The sequence below is a fragment of the uncultured Granulicatella sp. genome (assembly GCF_963545075.1).
GTDB lineage: Bacteria > Bacillota > Bacilli > Lactobacillales > Aerococcaceae > Granulicatella.
In genome coordinates this window covers 1-17,359 of the sequence record NZ_CAUUHX010000042.1, presented here as the reverse complement: position 1 = coordinate 17,359, position 17,359 = coordinate 1, and the positions used below count along the sequence as shown (strand labels likewise).

The window sequence follows — 17,359 nt, the reverse complement described above, 5'->3', positions numbered from 1 at the left end:
TTCTCAGACTAAATTCAACTGATTTCTAAACTAGAATTTAGATTGAGAATTTACCCTTTGAATGGTACTTTTTATGGAAAAATTTTATAAAACAAATGAAGTAGTTTTAATTTGCTTATGGTAATATTTTTTACGGAATTCCAATAATTGAGCTAATACAAGATCAACCATCTCACCATAAGTCATTGAAATTTCAGTTATTTTGTATTCTAATTCATCTTCAGATATCTTATGACCATTATCATCTACATATTCAACAGTATCGTTTTCATTACGATATGATAATAAAAATTTTTGTTGAAACTCTGGATAATACGTAAATGAAGCATAGATTGTATTCTTTTCTCTAAAATTTGATGCACAAGTTAATACTTCTGAAGTAAATTCTTTTAAATAATCATGCAATTCATCAATTTCTCGTTGATTCATCTCAATCACTCCTTTACATCATTATACTAAATACCTTCACTATTTCAACAGAAACTTTCATTATGTTAAAAACTATACTACAATATGAAAAAGGAGGTAATTTATGAATGCCTATTTATCAATTGAACACCCTAAGTCTTCTTCTCCTATTTTAATCTCGATTCCACATTCTGGCATTGAAATACCTGAATTAATTCAAAATCGAATGAATCTTCAAGCAAGAAGAATTCATACTGATTGGCATGTTGATTTATTAGTAAAAGATTTACCATTTACAAAAGTTTCTACCTCTATTTCTAGATATATTGTTGATGTTAACCGTTCAAAATATACTTCTAAAACATCCACACTTCCAATCATTCCAAGATACGATGAATTTGGAATACCATTATTTAAACAATATCCATCAAGAAACTTACAATATGATTGGATTACGAAATATTATACACCTTATTACGATGCAATATTCGAACAAATATCTTTAAAGAAACAAAATAATGCAATCGTTTGTTTACTAGATTTACACAGTTATGATGATAAACATTTTAAAACAGATAAGATTATTATCAGTACTAGAAATGGAGCAAGTATTTCAAAAGAATCATTTGAGTTTATTGTAGATTGTTTTAAAAAAGAAGAATTATCGATTCAAGTAGATATGCCCTTTAAGGGTGGAAATATTATTCATGAAATTTCCAAACAAGCAAATGTAGAGGCGATTCAAATTGAAATCCCCTATTCCCTCTATCTCGACAACAATAAATTAGATACTCAAAAAGCTAATAACTTACAAGAAAAGCTACTACGAGTGTTCTTACAAATTGAAGATTATTATAAAAAATAGACGACAGAAGTCGTCTATTTTGCTTTTCTATTAAAAATCAAATAAAGATAATTGATTTTCATCTGGTAAGTCATCTAATACTTTATTTTCAGTCATGTAATCAATTAAAGTTTTAGAAACTTTTCCACGTGTTGCTAAATCTTTTTTAGAAATAAATGGTTGTTCTTGTCTTGCTTCAACTATTTTATTCGCTACGTTCAACCCTAATCCTGGAATCGATCTAAATGGAGCAATTAAACTATCTCCTTCAATCACAAAATTCACAGAATCTGATTTTTCAATATCTACCATTTTGAAGCTAAAGCCACGTTCACACATTTCATTAGCTAATTCAAGTACGGTTAATAAGTTTACTTCTTTTGTACTTGCATCATTGCCTTTATCTCGAATTTCCTTCATTCTTTGCTTAATCATTTCTTTTCCTTGTGACATCGCCACAATATCAAAGTCTTGAGCACGAACTGAGAAATATGCACAGTAATATAATAAAGGTTTATGAACTTTAAACCATGCTACACGTAAAGCCATTAATACATAGGCTGCCGCATGGGCTTTCGGGAACATGTACTTAATCTTCAAGCATGATTCAATATACCACTCTGGAACATTATTTTCTCGCATCATTGCTTGATACTCATCTGTAATTCCCTTTCCTTTACGTACTCCCTCCATAATTTTGAAGGCTGCACCATTTTCAACACCTTTATGAATTAAGTACACCATAATGTCGTCACGACATCCAATTACTTCAGAAAGTGGGATGCCATGTAGTCGAATTAATTCTTCTGCATTACCAAGATATACGTCTGTACCATGAGATAGTCCTGAGATTTGTAGTAACTCTGTAAAGGTAGTTGGTTTTGTTTGTTCTAACATTCCACGTACAAATTTTGTACCAAACTCAGGAATTCCAAGTGTACCCGTATTCGAATCAATTTGTTCTGGAGTAACGCCTAACACTTCTGTTCCACCGAATATTTTCATTACTTCTGGATCATCTGGTGGAATATCCTTCGGTTCAATTCCTGATAAATCTTGTAACATTCTAATTACGGTAGGATCATCGTGTCCAAGTATATCGAGTTTTAACACATTATCATGGATGGAATGGAAATCAAAGTGAGTCGTTTTCCACTCTGCATTTTGGTCATCTGCTGGGAATTGGATTGGAGTAAAGTCATACACATCCATATAATCTGGAATTACAATAATCCCCCCTGGGTGTTGTCCGGTACTTCTTTTAACACCTGTACACCCTTTTGCTAAACGATCAATTTCTGCTTGTCTAAATTCTAATCCTAAATCTCGTTCATATCCTTTTACATAACCAAAGGCTGTTTTATCCGCAACAGTACCAATCGTTCCAGCACGATACACATAATCTTCTCCGAATAATACTTTTGTATAGTTATGCGCTTGTGGTTGATATTCCCCTGAGAAGTTTAAATCGATATCGGGTACTTTATCTCCATAGAATCCTAAGAACGTTTCAAATGGAATATCATGTCCATCTTTTGCAAGACGTGTTCCACATTTTGGACAATCTTTTTCTGGTAAGTCGAAACCTGAACCGACAGAACCGTCATCGAAAAATTCTGAATAACAACAGTTTGGGCAACGATAATGTGGCGCTAATGGATTTACTTCGGTAATACCCGTTAAAGTCGCTACTAAAGAAGAACCAACTGATCCACGAGAACCTACTAAATACCCATCTTCATTACTCTTATGCACTAATTTTTGAGAAATTAAGTAAATAACGGAAAATCCATTTCCGATAATACTCTTTAACTCTTTATCAATACGTTTTTCAACAATTTCTGGTAATTCTTCCCCATACCATTCATGAGCTTTATCATAACTTAATTTCGTAATTTCGTCTTCTGCCCCTTCAATTTTAGGCGTATATAAGTCATCTTTAATCGGAATAATGACTTCTAGCTGATCATTGACCCAATGAGTGTTTGTTACAACAACTTCAAAAGCTTTCTCTTCTCCTAAAAAGGCAAATTCATCTAGCATTTCATTGGTCGTTCTAAAATGTACATCTGGATAATTTAATTTTTGTCCATTATTCACAGATGTTAGTAAGATTTCTCGATAGATTTTATCTTCAGGATTTAAATAGTGAACATTCCCTGTTGCGACAACCGGAATATTTAATTCTTCTCCTAATTTCACCAGATTTTTAATGATTTCTTCTAGATGATGTTCATTTCGAATGAGTTCTTTATCGATTAATGGGCGATAAACCGCTTTTGGCATAATTTCAATATAATCATAAAATTTAGCCTTTTCTTTAGCTTCTTCATAGCCTTTTTGCATCATTGCTTCAAAGACTTCCCCTTCGCTACATCCAGAACCAATTAAAAATGAATCTCTCTTCTCAATTAACATGCTACGCAAAATACGAGGAACTCTGTAAAAATATTGTACATTTGAAGCTGACACTACTTTAAAGAGTTCTTTCAATCCTGCTTGATGCTTAGCAAAAATCGTTGCGTGGAATGGGCGACCATTTTTGAACACTTCTTCTGGATGTAAATTCGTATTCAATTGGTCATGATAAATGAGCCCATGATCATTCGCAGCTTCTTTTAAGAAAATATGACATAAATGTCCTGTTGTTTCTGAGTCAAATACCGCACGGTGATGTTGTTCTAAGGCAACATTATAACGTTTTGCTAAAGTATTTAAACGGTGAGATTTTAATTGTGGGTGTAATAATCTGGATAATTCTAATGTATCAATAACCGGTTGTGTTGTTTTCTCTAATCCTTCTTTTTCATATCCAGTATTTAAGAATCCCATATCGAAACTCGCATTGTGCGCCACTAAAATTGTATCTTTTGTAAATTCAGCAAATTCTTTTAGGACTTGAGCTTGTGATTTAGAGCCACGAACCATATCATCTGTAATTCCTGTTAATTGAATCGTAGTCGCAGATAAAGGATGCCCTGGGTCAATAAATTCTTCAAACTTATCAATTACATTTCCTTTATGCATTTTTACAGCTGCTAATTCAATAATGGAATCATAAATCGCTGATAAACCAGTTGTTTCCACGTCAAAAACAACATAAGTCGCATCTTCTAATAAAATATGTTGAGGATTATAAGCAACATTGACTTGGTCATCAACAATATTTCCTTCTAAACCATATAAGATTTTAATATTATTTCCTTTTCCTGCTCCATGAGCTTCTGGATAAGATTGTAAGTTTGCATGGTCTGTAATGGCTACAGCAGGATGCCCCCATTTAGCTGCTTGTTTCACTAAATCACTCGCAGAATTTGTGGCATCCATGACTGACATATTTGTATGCAAATGCAATTCAATACGTTTTTGGTCGTCTGGAGCACGATCGATTCGCCCAATATGATCCACTTTATTCATATCACGAACAATCATATTTAATTCTTGAGAAAATTTATTAATTTCAATATTTCCGTACGCTTTGACCCATGTTCCTTTTTTCAAGGCTGCTAAACGTTCTTCATCTTCAGCTGTTGATGGGAATAAAGTTGCACCAATCGATGAAGTGTAATCTGTCATTTTAATATTAGCAAAGGACTTTCCACTTGCTTTTCTTGTACGTATTTCAATATCAAAAATTTGTGCTTCAACTAATACATTTCGCTCTTCTTCATAAATATCCGCAATCTCTCTTGTTTCTAAATTACTACGAATCGCTTTTCCATATAAAATAGATGAATCTGTATTAACTGCAACAGGTTTCGAAGCTGCGGCTTCTTGAACTTCTTTTTGTTGAACAGCTTTTTCCTGATATTCTTGTTCAATCGTTTCATGTTTGATTCGTAACTCTTCTTCTAATTGACTACCTAATTCGTCATTGACGATAATATCCACACCCATTTTTGGAAAACCAAAATTCTCAAAATATTGTTGAATTTTTTTGATGTAATTTTCATTCACATGGGATTTAGTAATTTCATTTGGGCAATGAAATTGTATTTTCTTCTGATTCCAAGTAGGAATTTGTCCTGAAAGTAATTGGACAACAAGAGGTGATTCTTGTTGTAATTGGAAGAGAACCATTTCCCAATACGCTTGAATTTGTTCTTGTGTAATTTGAGATTCTTCTCTTGTTTTAACTACTAATCTTACTTGAGCAATTTTTTCATAGGTCTGTTTTAATTGTTCATAGAAACGTTTAAATTTTTCATACTGAACAACTTGATTCGTCTCAATATTAAAGCACCATTCTGGAATACTTTTTGTAATATCAATTTTAGTTAATGAGGCTTGATCAAAATCTGGTTGTAAAAACTCATCCGTATCTAACTGCAATTGATTCATTAATGTTAAAAATAATTGTTGTTGATGTTCTGACACTTCATCACTCCTCTCTAAAACTGAAAAAATAAGTGTGGTTTTCTATTATGTTACTATAGAAAACCATCACTTACCTCCTGTTCATTGTTAAAATAATTTACTAATATCATTCCATGTTACTAAAATCATTAAAATGATTAAAAATACTGCCCCGGCAATTGTAATATAAGATTCATATTCCGGATTTAGAGGTTTCTTACGAATCCCTTCGATGATATTTAACACTAATTTACCTCCATCTAAAGCTGGAATTGGTAATAAATTCATCATTCCTAAATTGGCACTAATTAATCCTAAAAAATTCAAAACAGAAACAACGCCGCTTTGAGCCACTTGAGAAGTTAGTGAGAACATTGCTACTGGACCACCTAAATGATTAATAGAAAATCCTTTTGTAAAGAATGATGCAATCGTTAGGAAAACGGAACTAATAACAAACCATGTTTGAGTGAATCCATAAAGTACTTTAGACAATACATCTGTTTTCTTCGCAGATTCAATTCCTAAAACACCGACTTTAGATCCATCTGATAAATCATACGCTTTAGGCGTTACAACAATCGTTTGTTGATTTCCATTTCGTTCAATCACCAGTTTCGTTTCAAGGTCAGCACGTGGAGAAATTTGTTTACTAATGTCTCCCCATTTTTGAACTGATTGTCCTTCAATTTCAATAATTTTATCTCCAACTTGTAATCCTGCTACTTGAGCTGCAGATTCACTTGCAAAATTTCCAACTACTGCTTCATTAGAAGGAACTCCTCCTGCTAAAAATGCCACGATAATAAATGTAATAATCGATAAAATAAAATTATTCATTGGTCCCGCAAAGTTCGTTAACATACGGTCTTTTAAACTTGCAGAATTAAACTGACGTTCAATCGGAGCAACAACTACTTCGGTTCCATCTTCTTCGATAATAGTAGCTGTTTTAGAAACGGGTAATATTTCTAATTCTTCTTTTTGAGGTTTATATCCTCTTACTTCCATTTTATCTTGCAAATCACAAGATTCAATTTGGAAAGGAAGCCCTTGTTCTAATTCAGTTGATGGATCAAATGAAATTTGCTGAACAATTCCATCTTCTAATCGAAGTGTCACCATCATACCCGGTTTAATCTCTTGATCACTTTCCTCATGACCCGCCATACGAACATATCCACCAACGGGTAGTAATCGTAATGTATAAACCGTCTCACCTTTACGAACTTGGAATACTTTTGGTCCCATTCCAATCGCAAATTCTTTTACTAAAATACCTGCACGTTTTGCAAAATAAAAGTGTCCAAATTCATGAATAATGACAATAACACCAAATACAAATAAAAATGCAATAATTGTTTTAATCATATGTCCTCCTTAATGAGTACCGATAAATTTCAATACAATTTGAAACATAAACATTGCGAAAAATGTTGAATCAAATCGATCTAATACTCCTCCATGACCTGGAAAGATATTTCCAGAATCTTTTACATTAAATCTACGTTTATAAGCAGATTCTACTAAATCTCCTAATTGTCCAAAAACTGATAAGGCAATCATTAAAATCGTCATTTCGATAAAATGAAATCCTAATGGATTAAATAATTTTAAAGCAATCGTTCCTAATCCAATTGCTCCAATCACTCCACCGATGGATCCTTCAATCGTTTTGTTTGGGCTAATAGCAGGAGCTAATTTATGCTTTCCAAAACTTCTTCCTGTAAAATAAGCAAACGTATCTGTCCCCCAAATAATACAAAAGACAAAAACGACCATTCCAAAACCATATTCACGGACAAATAAAATTCCGGAAAATCCGCCGCCAACATATAAAGCAATGAGAGATAAGAAACTCACATCTTCTATTGATAGAGTCTCACTTTTATAAACGGTTAACGACATTAATAACATCACACATAGGAAGAAAATATAAAAGAAATCCACTCCTACGGGTAATTCAATAATCGGCGCTCTTGCAAAAATAATCGATAGTGTAGCTATAAGCGTTAAGATTCCTTCAATCGAAACAATCGATAATTTCTTCATCTGAAAAAATTCAAAAATAGCTACGAAGGATAAAAATCCAATAACAACTTTAAGTAAAGTTCCCCCAATAACTAATGCAGGAACAAACAACATCAAGGCAACAATGGCAGTGATGATACGTGTCTTCATGAAATTAATCCTCCATATCGTCTCTGACGTTTCTGGTACGTTAAAATTGCTTCTTCTAAATCTTCTTTACTAAAATCTGGCCAAAAAATATCTGTAAAATAATATTCGCTATACGCTAATTGCCATAAAAGAAAATTACTTAACCGTTGTTCTCCACTTGTACGAATCATTAAGTCCGGTTCTGATAACTCTCCTAAAAAATTCGTTTGTAAATGATTAGCAAATAGTTCTTCATCAATTGAATCTGCATCATACTCACCGTTTGAAACATCCACTGCAATTTCTTTTACTGCTTGAAGAATTTCTGCTCTTGATCCATAATTTAAAGCAAAACATAGAGTCATTCCTGTATTGTCTTTTGTATCCTCTACTGCTTTTTCAACAACTCTTCTTGTTGCTTCTGGTAATTGATCCGTAAAACCAATTAAACGAATACGCATATTTCTCTCTTGCAATTCTGGCATGAATGAACTGAAAAAGTCTCCAGGAAGTTTCATTAAAAAACTCACTTCTTCGGTTGGTCTCTTCCAATTTTCAGTACTAAAAGCATACATGGTCATTGCTTTGACCCCTAATTCATCAGCAGCAATCACAATTCTTTTAACCGTACTCATTCCCTCTTTATGACCGGCAATTCGAGGTAAATTTCTACTTTTCGCCCAACGTCCATTACCATCCATAATGACAGCAATGTGTTGAGGAATATTTGTTTTATCTAATTCAATAGTTTTTGTTTCTTTTTTCTTTTTCCAAAAAAGCATCATTTCAATTCCTTTACTTATGAAATACTCTCTCATTGTATCAGAAAAACACCTTATTGGGTAGTTATTCCCCCTTCTTTTAACCCATTCTTAGACTTTGCTAGACAAAGTCGTGAATGAAGGTTTCTACCATGGTGTTCTTAGGAAAAAAATGGTATAATGCTAAAGGATAAAAGCATATTAGGAGGTAGAAAAACAAAATGATTACAATGAAAGATATTGTATTAGAAGGTCACCCTGCTTTAAGAAAACGTGCAGAAAAAATTAGTTTTCCATTATCAGATGACTTGCAACATTTAGCAAAAGAAATGCTAGAATTTTTACATAATAGTCAAGACGAAGAAATTGCTGCAAAATATGAATTACGTGCTGGAGTTGGTTTAGCAGCTCCACAATTAGGAAAAGAAATTCAAATGATTGCTCTTTTAATTCCAGGATATGAAGATGAACCTGCTCTACTTGATGAAGTATGGATTAATCCTCGCATTTTAAGAGAATCTGTAAAGAAAACTTGCTTAAAAGAAGGCGAAGGATGTCTATCTGTGAATAGAGACGTTCCTGGAGTCGTATTAAGACCTCAAAGAATTACTGTAAAATATTTCACAACAGAAGGTGAAGAAAAAGTTAAAACTTTGACGGATTATGAAGCCATTGTGGTTCAGCACGAAATTGATCACTTAAACGGAGTTATGTTCTATGATCATATTAATCAAGCTCAACCACAATATATTCCTGAAGGAGCTGTCGTAATTGGATAAGAAAATTGCAGTGATATTTGATTTAGATGATACCCTTTATTCGAAGAGTGAAGTATTTTTTAAAACGTTTTGTCAATTCGCAACACCAAGTATAGATGCTGAAAGTCTCTATTTAACTTATCAAAAAAGAAGTGATGAGGCTTTTGAAAAATTTTCTGCAGGAGAAATTACTCTATCTCAATCGCATCAAGAACGAGTTTCCAATACTTTTAAAGATGTAGGGATTGAGTTATCTGCTGAGAAAATTCAAGCATTTATTAAAGCTTACCAAGACACTTTAAATGCCATTACCCTTTCTGAAGAATGGATTGAAGTATTTCAAAGATGCAATAAAGAATCTTATCAAATCGCTATTTTGACGAATGGTCCAACAAACCATCAAAAAAATAAACTGTATCAATTAAACTTATCCAAGTGGATTCCTGAAGAGTTTTGGTTTATTTCAGAATCAATTCAAGCGAAGAAACCAAGCATTCAAGCTTTTCACCATGTCGAATCAAAAATTTCTGCTGATGAATATTTTATGATTGGAGACGATGTCCAAACAGATATTACTGGAGCTATTCAAGCGAACTGGCATCCGATTCAATTTACAAAATATCATCAAATGGATGCAGGAAATCTATCATGTGATGAAGCTATAGAACCAAAGGAAATCTTTCCTTTAATCCAACAAATACTACACAGATAATTGTACTTAAAGTGTACTTTTGTGTTAAAATAATTTTTGAAAACTATATTGAACAAATAAGGAGTTATAAAATGATTTTTAAAATTACTTACCAACCATCAAAAACTGAAGCACCACGTCGTGAAAATACTCTATCACTATACGTAGAAGCTCAAGATAAAGTTGAAGCTCGTCGTTTAGTGGACGAAAATACTGAATACAATGTGGAGTTCATTCAAGCATTAGATGAAAAACATCTAGCTTATGAACAAAAAAATCCTGATTTCAAAGTTACGGTATTTAACTAATGAAACCAACAATCAAAAATAATGAAACGGGCGTATTCGCTTTTGGTGGTTTAGGTGAAATCGGAAAGAATACCTATGGCGTCCAATTCCAGGATGAATTAATTATTCTAGATGCTGGAATTAAATTCCCTGAAGATGATTTATTAGGAATTGACTATGTTATTCCTGACTATAGCTACATTATTCAAAACCAAAGTAAAGTTAAAGGTCTCTTCATCTCTCATGGACACGAAGACCATATTGGTGGTATTCCTTTCTTAATTAAACAAGTGAATATTCCAATTTATGCAACTAAATTGGCAATGTCACTCATTCGAAACAAACTTGAAGAACATGGCTTACTTCGAGATGCTATCTTACATGAAATAGATGAAGATTCGGTTATTAAATTTAGAAAAACTCAAGTAAGTTTTTACCGCACTACTCACTCTATTCCAGATGCATTCGGTATTGTCATTAAAACTCCTCCTGGAAATATTGTATTTACAGGAGACTATAAATTCGACTTTACACCAGTAGGACAACCTGCTAACTTACACAAAATGGCTCAAATTGGTGAAGAAGGTGTCCTAGTTCTTTTAGGAGATAGTACAAACTCAGAAGTTCCTGGTTTTACGAAATCAGAACAAGTTGTTGGACAATCCATTAAAGAAATTATTCAACGTGTTGAAGGTCGTATTATTTTCGCTACATTTGCATCGAATGTTTCTCGTTTAAAACAAGTAACAGATGTTGCGGTAGCTACTGGACGAAAAATTGCTGTATTTGGACGCAGTATGGAAGCTAGCTTTGCTACTTCTCGTGAATTAGGATATATTTCTGCACCAGATGATACATTCATCGATGGTCGTGATATTAACCAATATCCTGCTGAAGAAGTGATTATTTTATGTACAGGTTCGCAAGGTGAACCTATGGCTGCCTTAAGTCGTATTGCCAATGGAAATCACCGTCAAATTTCTGTACAACCTGGAGATACGGTTATCTTCTCAAGCTCTCCTATCCCAGGAAATACAGCTGCAGTAAATCGTGTTATTAACTTATTATCTGAAGCTGGAGCTGAAGTCATTCATGGTAAATTAAATAATATCCATACTTCAGGACATGGTTCTCAAGAAGAACAAAAATTAATGTTACGATTAATGAAACCGAAGTATTTCATGCCTGTTCACGGTGAATACAGAATGCAAAAAATTCAAGCGAACTTAGCAAGTCAAGTTGGAATTCCTAAAGAAAATTCATTCATTTTAAGTAATGGAGATATTTTAGCAGTAACAAGTGACTCTGCTCGTCGTGCAGGACATTTCTATGCTGGAGATGTTTATGTAGATGGAAATGGTATCGGAGATATCGGAAATATCGTTTTACGTGACCGTAAAACTTTATCTCAAGATGGTTTAGTTATTGTTGTTGCATCAGTTGATTATGACGAACGTGAATTAGTAACAGGACCTGAGATTTTATCTCGTGGATTCATCTATATGCGTGAGTCCGGTGAATTACTAAATCAAGCGCAACAAATTCTGAAAGAAGAATTACAAGCCTTCATCAATGAAGCTGACGAACCTTTAAATGAGAGATCATTACGTAATCTTATTATCGATACGTTAAATCCTTATTTATATAAACAAACCGCTCGTCGCCCAATGATTTTACCAGTCTTAATGGGTGTTAGCGCAGAAGATGTGGCAGAATAAAACTATAATGAAAAAAGAAACATCTCGCTTTATTAAGCGAGGTGTTTCTTTTCTATAATTGTATGATTTTATTAGCAATATGATTTACAAAACGTTGATCATGTTCAATTAAAACCAAGGTTGGTTTCACTTCTTTAATTAGTTCTTCAATTTGTATTCTTGAAATAACATCAATAAAATTTAGAGGTTCATCCCAAATGTAGAGATGAGCAGGTTTAGAAAGACTAATAGAAATTAGCACTTTCTTTTTTTGACCATCACTGTAGTTTTTCATATTTGTATCAAATAATTCTTTTGGAAAATCTAATTTACTTAAAATTGTTCGACAAGTAGTTTCATCTACTCCATGGCTATGAATATAGTTTATTAAATCACCTTCCAAGGAAGAAGCATCTTGTGAAATATATGAAATTTCTAATTGATTGGCTATTTTTAACTCGCCAATATAATCAAGATATTGACCCATTAAGATTTTTATGAGGGTTGATTTTCCACTACCATTGGGTCCATTTATTGCAATTATATCCCCTTGATGTATTTCAAAATTAATATTAGAAAATAGTTTTCTTTCTCCAAATTGATAACTCAACTCACTAGCAGATACAAGCAAAGATTTATAATGTTGTAAAGGACGAAGGAATAAACTATCTTTTCTTTCAAGATCTTTTAATAAATTTTCTTTTTCTTCGATTGCTTTTTGCTGACGTTTTTCTAAGTTCTTGGTCTTTTGCATCATTTTTGCTGACAACCGTCCGATGTGTCCTTTATCTGGCTTTATACCAGAAATTTTCACACCATTCTTCGTATTTTCAACTTTATTCGACCAAACCTTTGTCTGTCTTGCTGCCTTGTTTAATCGTTCAATCTCACTTTTAATTTTTTCATTTTGATTGAACTCATACTGATCTTTTGCTATTTTATTTTCATACCATGACGTAAAATTACCTGATTGTACATCAATTGAGTTTCGATTAAAAGAAATGACATGATTAATACATCCATCTAAAAAATCTCTATCATGAGAAATCAATAAAAATCCTTTTTTACTCTTCAGATAATCACATACAATTTTTCTTCCATTCACATCAAGATGATTTGTTGGTTCATCAATCAATAAAAATCCATTATCTTTCGTAAATAATATCGCCAAAAGAAGTTTAGTTTGTTCTCCTTTAGAAAGAGTTTCAAATTTTCTTTCCATAAGACTTTCAGCTAACTTCAACTGATGAAGTTCACGATATACTTTCCACTCATCTTCTTGACGTGTCCACTCTTCTAATAATTCCATCCCGGTCTTTGAAAAATCTAGGTGATTTGGAGGAAATTGAACAAATTCAACACTTTTATGAATCTTTCCTTGATAAGATTCTTGATCTAATAATAGCTTAAACAAAGTTGACTTTCCGATTCCATTTCTACCAATTAAACCAGTTTTCCAATCTGTATCTAAAGAAAAACTCACGTCATCAAACACAGGTTTTGTAGATGAAAAATACGAAAAGGTTAAATTTTCAATTTTAATCAATGACATGATATCACCTTGCTTTCACTTAATCTTTAGTTTATTATAGCAGAATTTAATTCCATTAATAAGTTTAATCTATAAAAAGCAAAAAAGACGACTTGCGTCGTCTTCATCATTATTGAAATACATGTTGTAAGTCTTGTAGCATTAATTTAGTAGATTCTAATCCTCCACCACTTAAATACCATAAGTCAGAAGTTAAGTTTACTACTTTATTATTTTTTACAGCATTTGTTGCTTGAATTAATTCGTTTTTCATTAAGGCATCTGCTTTAGAATTATCTCCACCGATTGCTAATGTACGATTTAATACAAATAATACATCTGGGTTTAATTCACTAACACCTTCAAAACTAATTTCTTGTCCATGTCTGCTTTCTTCAATTTTAGCATCTGTTGGACGGAATTTTAAATCTTGGTATAAGAAGCCAAAACGTGATTGTGCGCCAAATGCAGCCATTTTACCTTCGTTTAACATAATCGCTAAACTTTTTTCGCTATGTTTTTCATTTTGAGCTGCAATTGTATCAATCGTAGTTTGTAATTCTTTCACTTGAGCACTAGCTTTTTGCTGAGTTGCTTCATCAAATAAGCTCGCTAAACTTTTAACATTTTTTTGAACAGAACCCCAATAATCTTTGCTATCTACATTAAAGATAACTGTTGGAGCAATTTCTTTTAATTGAGGAATAAAATCTTTTACACGTGTAGAAGCAATAATTAAGTCTGGTTGCATTGCTGCTATCGCTTCGATATCCGGTTCTTTCATGCTTCCTACATTTTGAACTTTTTCTCCTAAATCTTTAATATAAGTTGGTAATGGTTTTGTTGGCATTCCGACAATTGTTTCACCTTGTCCAATTGCACGTAATGTATCTGCTGAACCTAAGTCAAATGTCACAATTTTCTTTGGATTTGTCTTCACTTCAACGTTTTCTGTTCCATCTGTTAGTTGTACTTGTTTCACCGTATTCTCTTGTGTTGTTGATGTTACAGTTGTTGTTTTTGTACCACAAGAAGCTAATAAAAATGTTGCTCCCATCATTACTGTTGTTAATAATTTTTTCATAATTCTCTCCTACTTTACTGTAATATATTTTTTTCCTGAAACCTCTATCACTTCGATATCAATTTCATATAATTCTGATAAACTCTGATTCGTAACCACATCCATGGTTTTACCATGAAACTCACATTTTCCTTCTTTAAAAGCTACTAAATAATCTGAAAAATTAATCGCCATATTTAAATCGTGCATCACAATGACAACCGTTTTATCCAGATTTTCTACCATATACCGCAGTAATTTCATAATTTCTACTGCTTGTTTTAAATCTAAATGATTTAAGGGTTCATCTAGTAAGACAATGTCTGTATCTTGAGCTAATACCATTGCAATAAAGACTCTTTGCATTTGCCCGCCTGATAACGTTTGTATCGAACGATCCCTTAACTCTAATAAATTCGTATGCTTTAATGCTTGATCAATCATTTGATAATCAAGTGTCGATAACTTTCCTTTTGAATAAGGATAACGTCCAAAGCTAACTAACTCTTCTACTGTTAAAGATACTTGAAAAGATTGATTCTGTTTTAAAACGGATAATTCTTTTGCCAGCTCTTTGGAATTCCAAACTTCAATTTCTTTACCTTTAATCCATAATTGACCAGAATCTTTTTGTAATAGTCGACTCATAATCGACACTAATGTAGATTTTCCTGCTCCATTTGGTCCGATAAAAGCTGTCAACTGATTTTTTGGAATCGTTAATGAAACGGAATCGACAACTACCGTATCATATGCTTTATGAATATTTTTTAATTCCACTACGGTACCTTCCTTTCAATAACAATACAAAATATAATAATCCTCCAAACCATTCGATGACGACACTAATTGGAATATTTAAATGGAAGAGCTTCTCAATCACAAGTTGTCCTCCAAGTAATAAAATACTTCCTAACAAAAATGCAATCGTCCACATATGTAAGTGTCGATAATCTTTAATCCATTGATACGTTACATTTGCAATCATAAATCCAAGAAATTGCATTGGGCCCACCAATGTTGTAGATAGACTAGTTAGTAATACAATCACTAATAAAATCCACTTCTCTTCTCTTGCGACATTTACACCTAGTATTTGGGCTTGAACTTTTCCAAGGTGAAATACATTTAACACCATATGTTTTCTTATTAAATAGATTACTGAGATTGCTGTTAAAATAACTACAACAATGACTAATTCACTTTGATGATGCATTCTTTGGAAGGATGGAAATAATTTTCCTTGTAACTTATCAAATTCATTCGGATCCATTAACACTTGCACGAATGTACTTAAACTTCTAAACAATGTTCCAAAAGCTAAACAAATAAATAAAAGCATTGAAAATGGAATCGACAGTAAATCATTAAACGCTCGATAAATCAAGAAGAAAAAGATCATCTGCAAGACAATCGTCAGCATTGAAATCCACTGATTTGGCGCTGTTTCCATTCCTAAACTTAATTGTCCCCAATAAACCATCGTTTGAAATAATACAAACACACTCTCAATTCCAAGTACACCTGGAGTTAGAAATCTATTTTGTACAATCGTTTGGAAACTAATCGTCGATATCGAAACACATAGACTCACTAGTAAAATGACCGCCCACTTTAAAAATCTCTTTTTAAATAAGAGGACAGATAATTTTCCCATATTTCCAATTGGAAAAAATAAGAAAATAGCACTGATAATGAGTAATAAGGTTACTAAGGTAATCGTTAATAGAAGGGTTCTTTTCTTCATCGATGGCTTCCTCCTCTTCGAGAACTAATTCTCAAGATTTGACTAATTAATAGTCCAGCTCCAACAATTCCTAAAATTAAACTAACCGACACTTCATAAGGTGGAATGACTAACCGAGCAATAATATCACAGGCTAAGACTAACACTGCTCCTAATACTGCTGTCAGAGGAATCGTCTTTTTCAAATCATCACCAGATAAATATCGCACTAAGTTTGGAATAATAATTCCTATAAAAGGAAGTGCTCCAACTGTAACCATCGTAACACTTGTTGTAAGTGAAACTAATAGTAACGTTTGCCATTCTAATCTCTTATAAGAGATTCCTAAATTCAAACTAATCGATTCTCCTAAATTAGCAATCGTATAAACATGCGCTAATTTGGTAGAAATAACGATTATGATTAGACCAAAGAATAACCATTCGTATTGGTGAGTTTGAATCATAGAGAAGGATCCTTGTGTCCATGAGGTTAAACTTTGTACTAGATGAAATTGATACGATATCATATTTGTAAAGGCTGAAATCATTCCACTAAAAATTAACCCTACTAGAGGAATCATCCATTTCTCTTTTAATTCTAACGATTGCTGAATCATAATAAACACAATGGTGAGTGCAAAGGAACAGATAAAAGCACATAGCATTTTCTGAAATAAGCTAGGTCCATTAAAGAAGAATAAGCTTAATAATAATCCTAATTTTGCTGCTTCAGTGGTACCAATTGTACTAGGTGCTGCAAATTCATTTTGCGTCATTGTCTGCATTAACAATCCTGCAATACTCATGGAGCTTCCTGCTAATATTACACTCAATAGTCTTGGAACACGAGATAACCAAAAGACTTGTTGGATTTTAACATCTTGTTGAAATAATAATTCCCAAGAAAATGTTTGGGCTCCTACTGATAAAGAAATTAATGATAGGATGAGCAAAAGGATACATAAATTTTTAAATTTCATAATCTCTCCTTTCTAATTGATAATCATTCTCAATTACATAATTATTAGTTTACCAAATTTTTCTGTTATTGCAATGGGTTTGAGGAAGATTGGA

At 32.7% G+C, this 17,359-nt stretch carries 15 protein-coding genes; 5 read left to right on the top strand and 10 right to left on the bottom strand.

The window, feature by feature from the left end; genetic code table 11:
* Nucleotides 1-84 precede the first annotated feature (84 nt).
* Entirely contained in the window at nt 85-429 is a 345-nt protein-coding gene (locus RWZ86_RS06430; RefSeq protein WP_314680695.1) for a hypothetical protein, read from the bottom strand.
* A gap of 103 nt (nt 430-532) precedes the next feature.
* Here RWZ86_RS06430 and RWZ86_RS06425 point away from each other — a divergent pair, with 103 nt between their 5' ends.
* Nucleotides 533-1,273 (top strand): N-formylglutamate amidohydrolase, encoded by a 741-nt coding sequence (locus RWZ86_RS06425; RefSeq protein ID WP_314680694.1) that lies wholly within the window; start codon nt 533-535, stop codon nt 1,271-1,273.
* A 30-nt stretch (nt 1,274-1,303) separates the two neighbouring features.
* On the opposite strand, the gene RWZ86_RS06420 is transcribed toward RWZ86_RS06425, so the two are convergent.
* The 4 genes from RWZ86_RS06420 to RWZ86_RS06405 form a co-directional block, all read right to left on the bottom strand.
* Nucleotides 1,304-5,629 (bottom strand): PolC-type DNA polymerase III, encoded by a 4,326-nt coding sequence (locus tag RWZ86_RS06420; protein ID WP_314680693.1) that lies wholly within the window; start codon nt 5,627-5,629, stop codon nt 1,304-1,306.
* An 87-nt stretch (nt 5,630-5,716) separates the two neighbouring features.
* Entirely contained in the window at nt 5,717-6,979 is a 1,263-nt protein-coding gene (gene rseP / locus RWZ86_RS06415) for an RIP metalloprotease RseP (protein WP_314680692.1), read from the bottom strand.
* Between the two features lie 9 nt (nt 6,980-6,988).
* The gene (locus RWZ86_RS06410; RefSeq protein ID WP_314110926.1) at nt 6,989-7,789 is read right to left on the bottom strand and encodes a phosphatidate cytidylyltransferase; all 801 of its coding nucleotides are present in this window, start codon (nt 7,787-7,789) and stop codon (nt 6,989-6,991) included.
* Nucleotides 7,786-8,553: an isoprenyl transferase gene (locus tag RWZ86_RS06405; RefSeq protein WP_314680691.1), complete on the bottom strand. Its 768-nt coding sequence runs from the start codon at nt 8,551-8,553 to the stop codon at nt 7,786-7,788. Before RWZ86_RS06405 ends, RWZ86_RS06410 begins: the two co-directional genes overlap by 4 nt.
* 197 nt (nt 8,554-8,750) lie before the next feature.
* On the opposite strand from RWZ86_RS06405, the gene def reads away from it, so the two are divergent.
* From def to rnjA, 4 genes are all read left to right on the top strand, one after another.
* Complete coding sequence (gene def, locus RWZ86_RS06400) at nt 8,751-9,308, top strand: peptide deformylase (protein WP_314680690.1); 558 nt, start codon at nt 8,751-8,753, stop codon at nt 9,306-9,308.
* A complete protein-coding gene (locus tag RWZ86_RS06395; RefSeq protein ID WP_314680689.1) occupies nt 9,301-9,999 on the top strand; it encodes an HAD family hydrolase in 699 nt (232 codons plus the stop codon). Before def ends, RWZ86_RS06395 begins: the two co-directional genes overlap by 8 nt.
* Nucleotides 10,000-10,070: 71 nt before the next feature.
* Entirely contained in the window at nt 10,071-10,286 is a 216-nt protein-coding gene (locus RWZ86_RS06390; protein ID WP_314256509.1) for a DNA-directed RNA polymerase subunit epsilon, read from the top strand.
* Complete coding sequence (gene rnjA / locus RWZ86_RS06385) at nt 10,286-11,983, top strand: ribonuclease J1 (RefSeq protein ID WP_314680688.1); 1,698 nt, start codon at nt 10,286-10,288, stop codon at nt 11,981-11,983. The genes RWZ86_RS06390 and rnjA overlap by 1 nt, the downstream gene beginning before the upstream one ends.
* 52 nt (nt 11,984-12,035) lie before the next feature.
* Here rnjA and abc-f read toward each other — a convergent pair whose 3' ends face one another.
* The 5 genes from abc-f to RWZ86_RS06360 all read right to left on the bottom strand — a co-directional run bounded on the left by abc-f (nt 12,036) and on the right by RWZ86_RS06360 (nt 17,265).
* A complete protein-coding gene (gene abc-f / locus RWZ86_RS06380; protein WP_314680687.1) occupies nt 12,036-13,514 on the bottom strand; it encodes a ribosomal protection-like ABC-F family protein in 1,479 nt (492 codons plus the stop codon).
* A 109-nt stretch (nt 13,515-13,623) separates the two neighbouring features.
* Nucleotides 13,624-14,577, bottom strand: coding sequence for an ABC transporter substrate-binding protein (locus tag RWZ86_RS06375; RefSeq protein ID WP_314680686.1), 954 nt, complete (start codon nt 14,575-14,577; stop codon nt 13,624-13,626).
* Between the two features lie 9 nt (nt 14,578-14,586).
* On the bottom strand, nt 14,587-15,336 hold the full coding sequence (locus tag RWZ86_RS06370) for an ATP-binding cassette domain-containing protein (RefSeq protein ID WP_314680685.1): 750 nt from the start codon (nt 15,334-15,336) through the stop codon (nt 14,587-14,589).
* Nucleotides 15,314-16,303 (bottom strand): iron chelate uptake ABC transporter family permease subunit, encoded by a 990-nt coding sequence (locus tag RWZ86_RS06365; protein ID WP_314680684.1) that lies wholly within the window; start codon nt 16,301-16,303, stop codon nt 15,314-15,316. The genes RWZ86_RS06370 and RWZ86_RS06365 overlap by 23 nt, the downstream gene beginning before the upstream one ends.
* The gene (locus RWZ86_RS06360) at nt 16,300-17,265 is read right to left on the bottom strand and encodes an iron chelate uptake ABC transporter family permease subunit (RefSeq protein ID WP_314680683.1); all 966 of its coding nucleotides are present in this window, start codon (nt 17,263-17,265) and stop codon (nt 16,300-16,302) included. The genes RWZ86_RS06365 and RWZ86_RS06360 overlap by 4 nt, the downstream gene beginning before the upstream one ends.
* Nucleotides 17,266-17,359: the final 94 nt, after the last annotated feature.

Coding starts and splice junctions, on each gene's coding strand:
- RWZ86_RS06430 (WP_314680695.1), bottom strand. CDS start 429: ATGAATCAACGAGAAATTGATGAATTGCATGATTATTTAAAAGAATTT.
- RWZ86_RS06425 (WP_314680694.1), top strand. CDS start 533: ATGAATGCCTATTTATCAATTGAACACCCTAAGTCTTCTTCTCCTATT.
- rseP (WP_314680692.1), bottom strand. CDS start 6,979: ATGATTAAAACAATTATTGCATTTTTATTTGTATTTGGTGTTATTGTC.
- RWZ86_RS06410 (WP_314110926.1), bottom strand. CDS start 7,789: ATGAAGACACGTATCATCACTGCCATTGTTGCCTTGATGTTGTTTGTT.
- RWZ86_RS06405 (WP_314680691.1), bottom strand. CDS start 8,553: ATGATGCTTTTTTGGAAAAAGAAAAAAGAAACAAAAACTATTGAATTA.
- def (WP_314680690.1), top strand. CDS start 8,751: ATGATTACAATGAAAGATATTGTATTAGAAGGTCACCCTGCTTTAAGA.
- RWZ86_RS06390 (WP_314256509.1), top strand. CDS start 10,071: ATGATTTTTAAAATTACTTACCAACCATCAAAAACTGAAGCACCACGT.
- rnjA (WP_314680688.1), top strand. CDS start 10,286: ATGAAACCAACAATCAAAAATAATGAAACGGGCGTATTCGCTTTTGGT.
- abc-f (WP_314680687.1), bottom strand. CDS start 13,514: ATGTCATTGATTAAAATTGAAAATTTAACCTTTTCGTATTTTTCATCT.
- RWZ86_RS06375 (WP_314680686.1), bottom strand. CDS start 14,577: ATGAAAAAATTATTAACAACAGTAATGATGGGAGCAACATTTTTATTA.
- RWZ86_RS06365 (WP_314680684.1), bottom strand. CDS start 16,303: ATGAAGAAAAGAACCCTTCTATTAACGATTACCTTAGTAACCTTATTA.
- RWZ86_RS06360 (WP_314680683.1), bottom strand. CDS start 17,265: ATGAAATTTAAAAATTTATGTATCCTTTTGCTCATCCTATCATTAATT.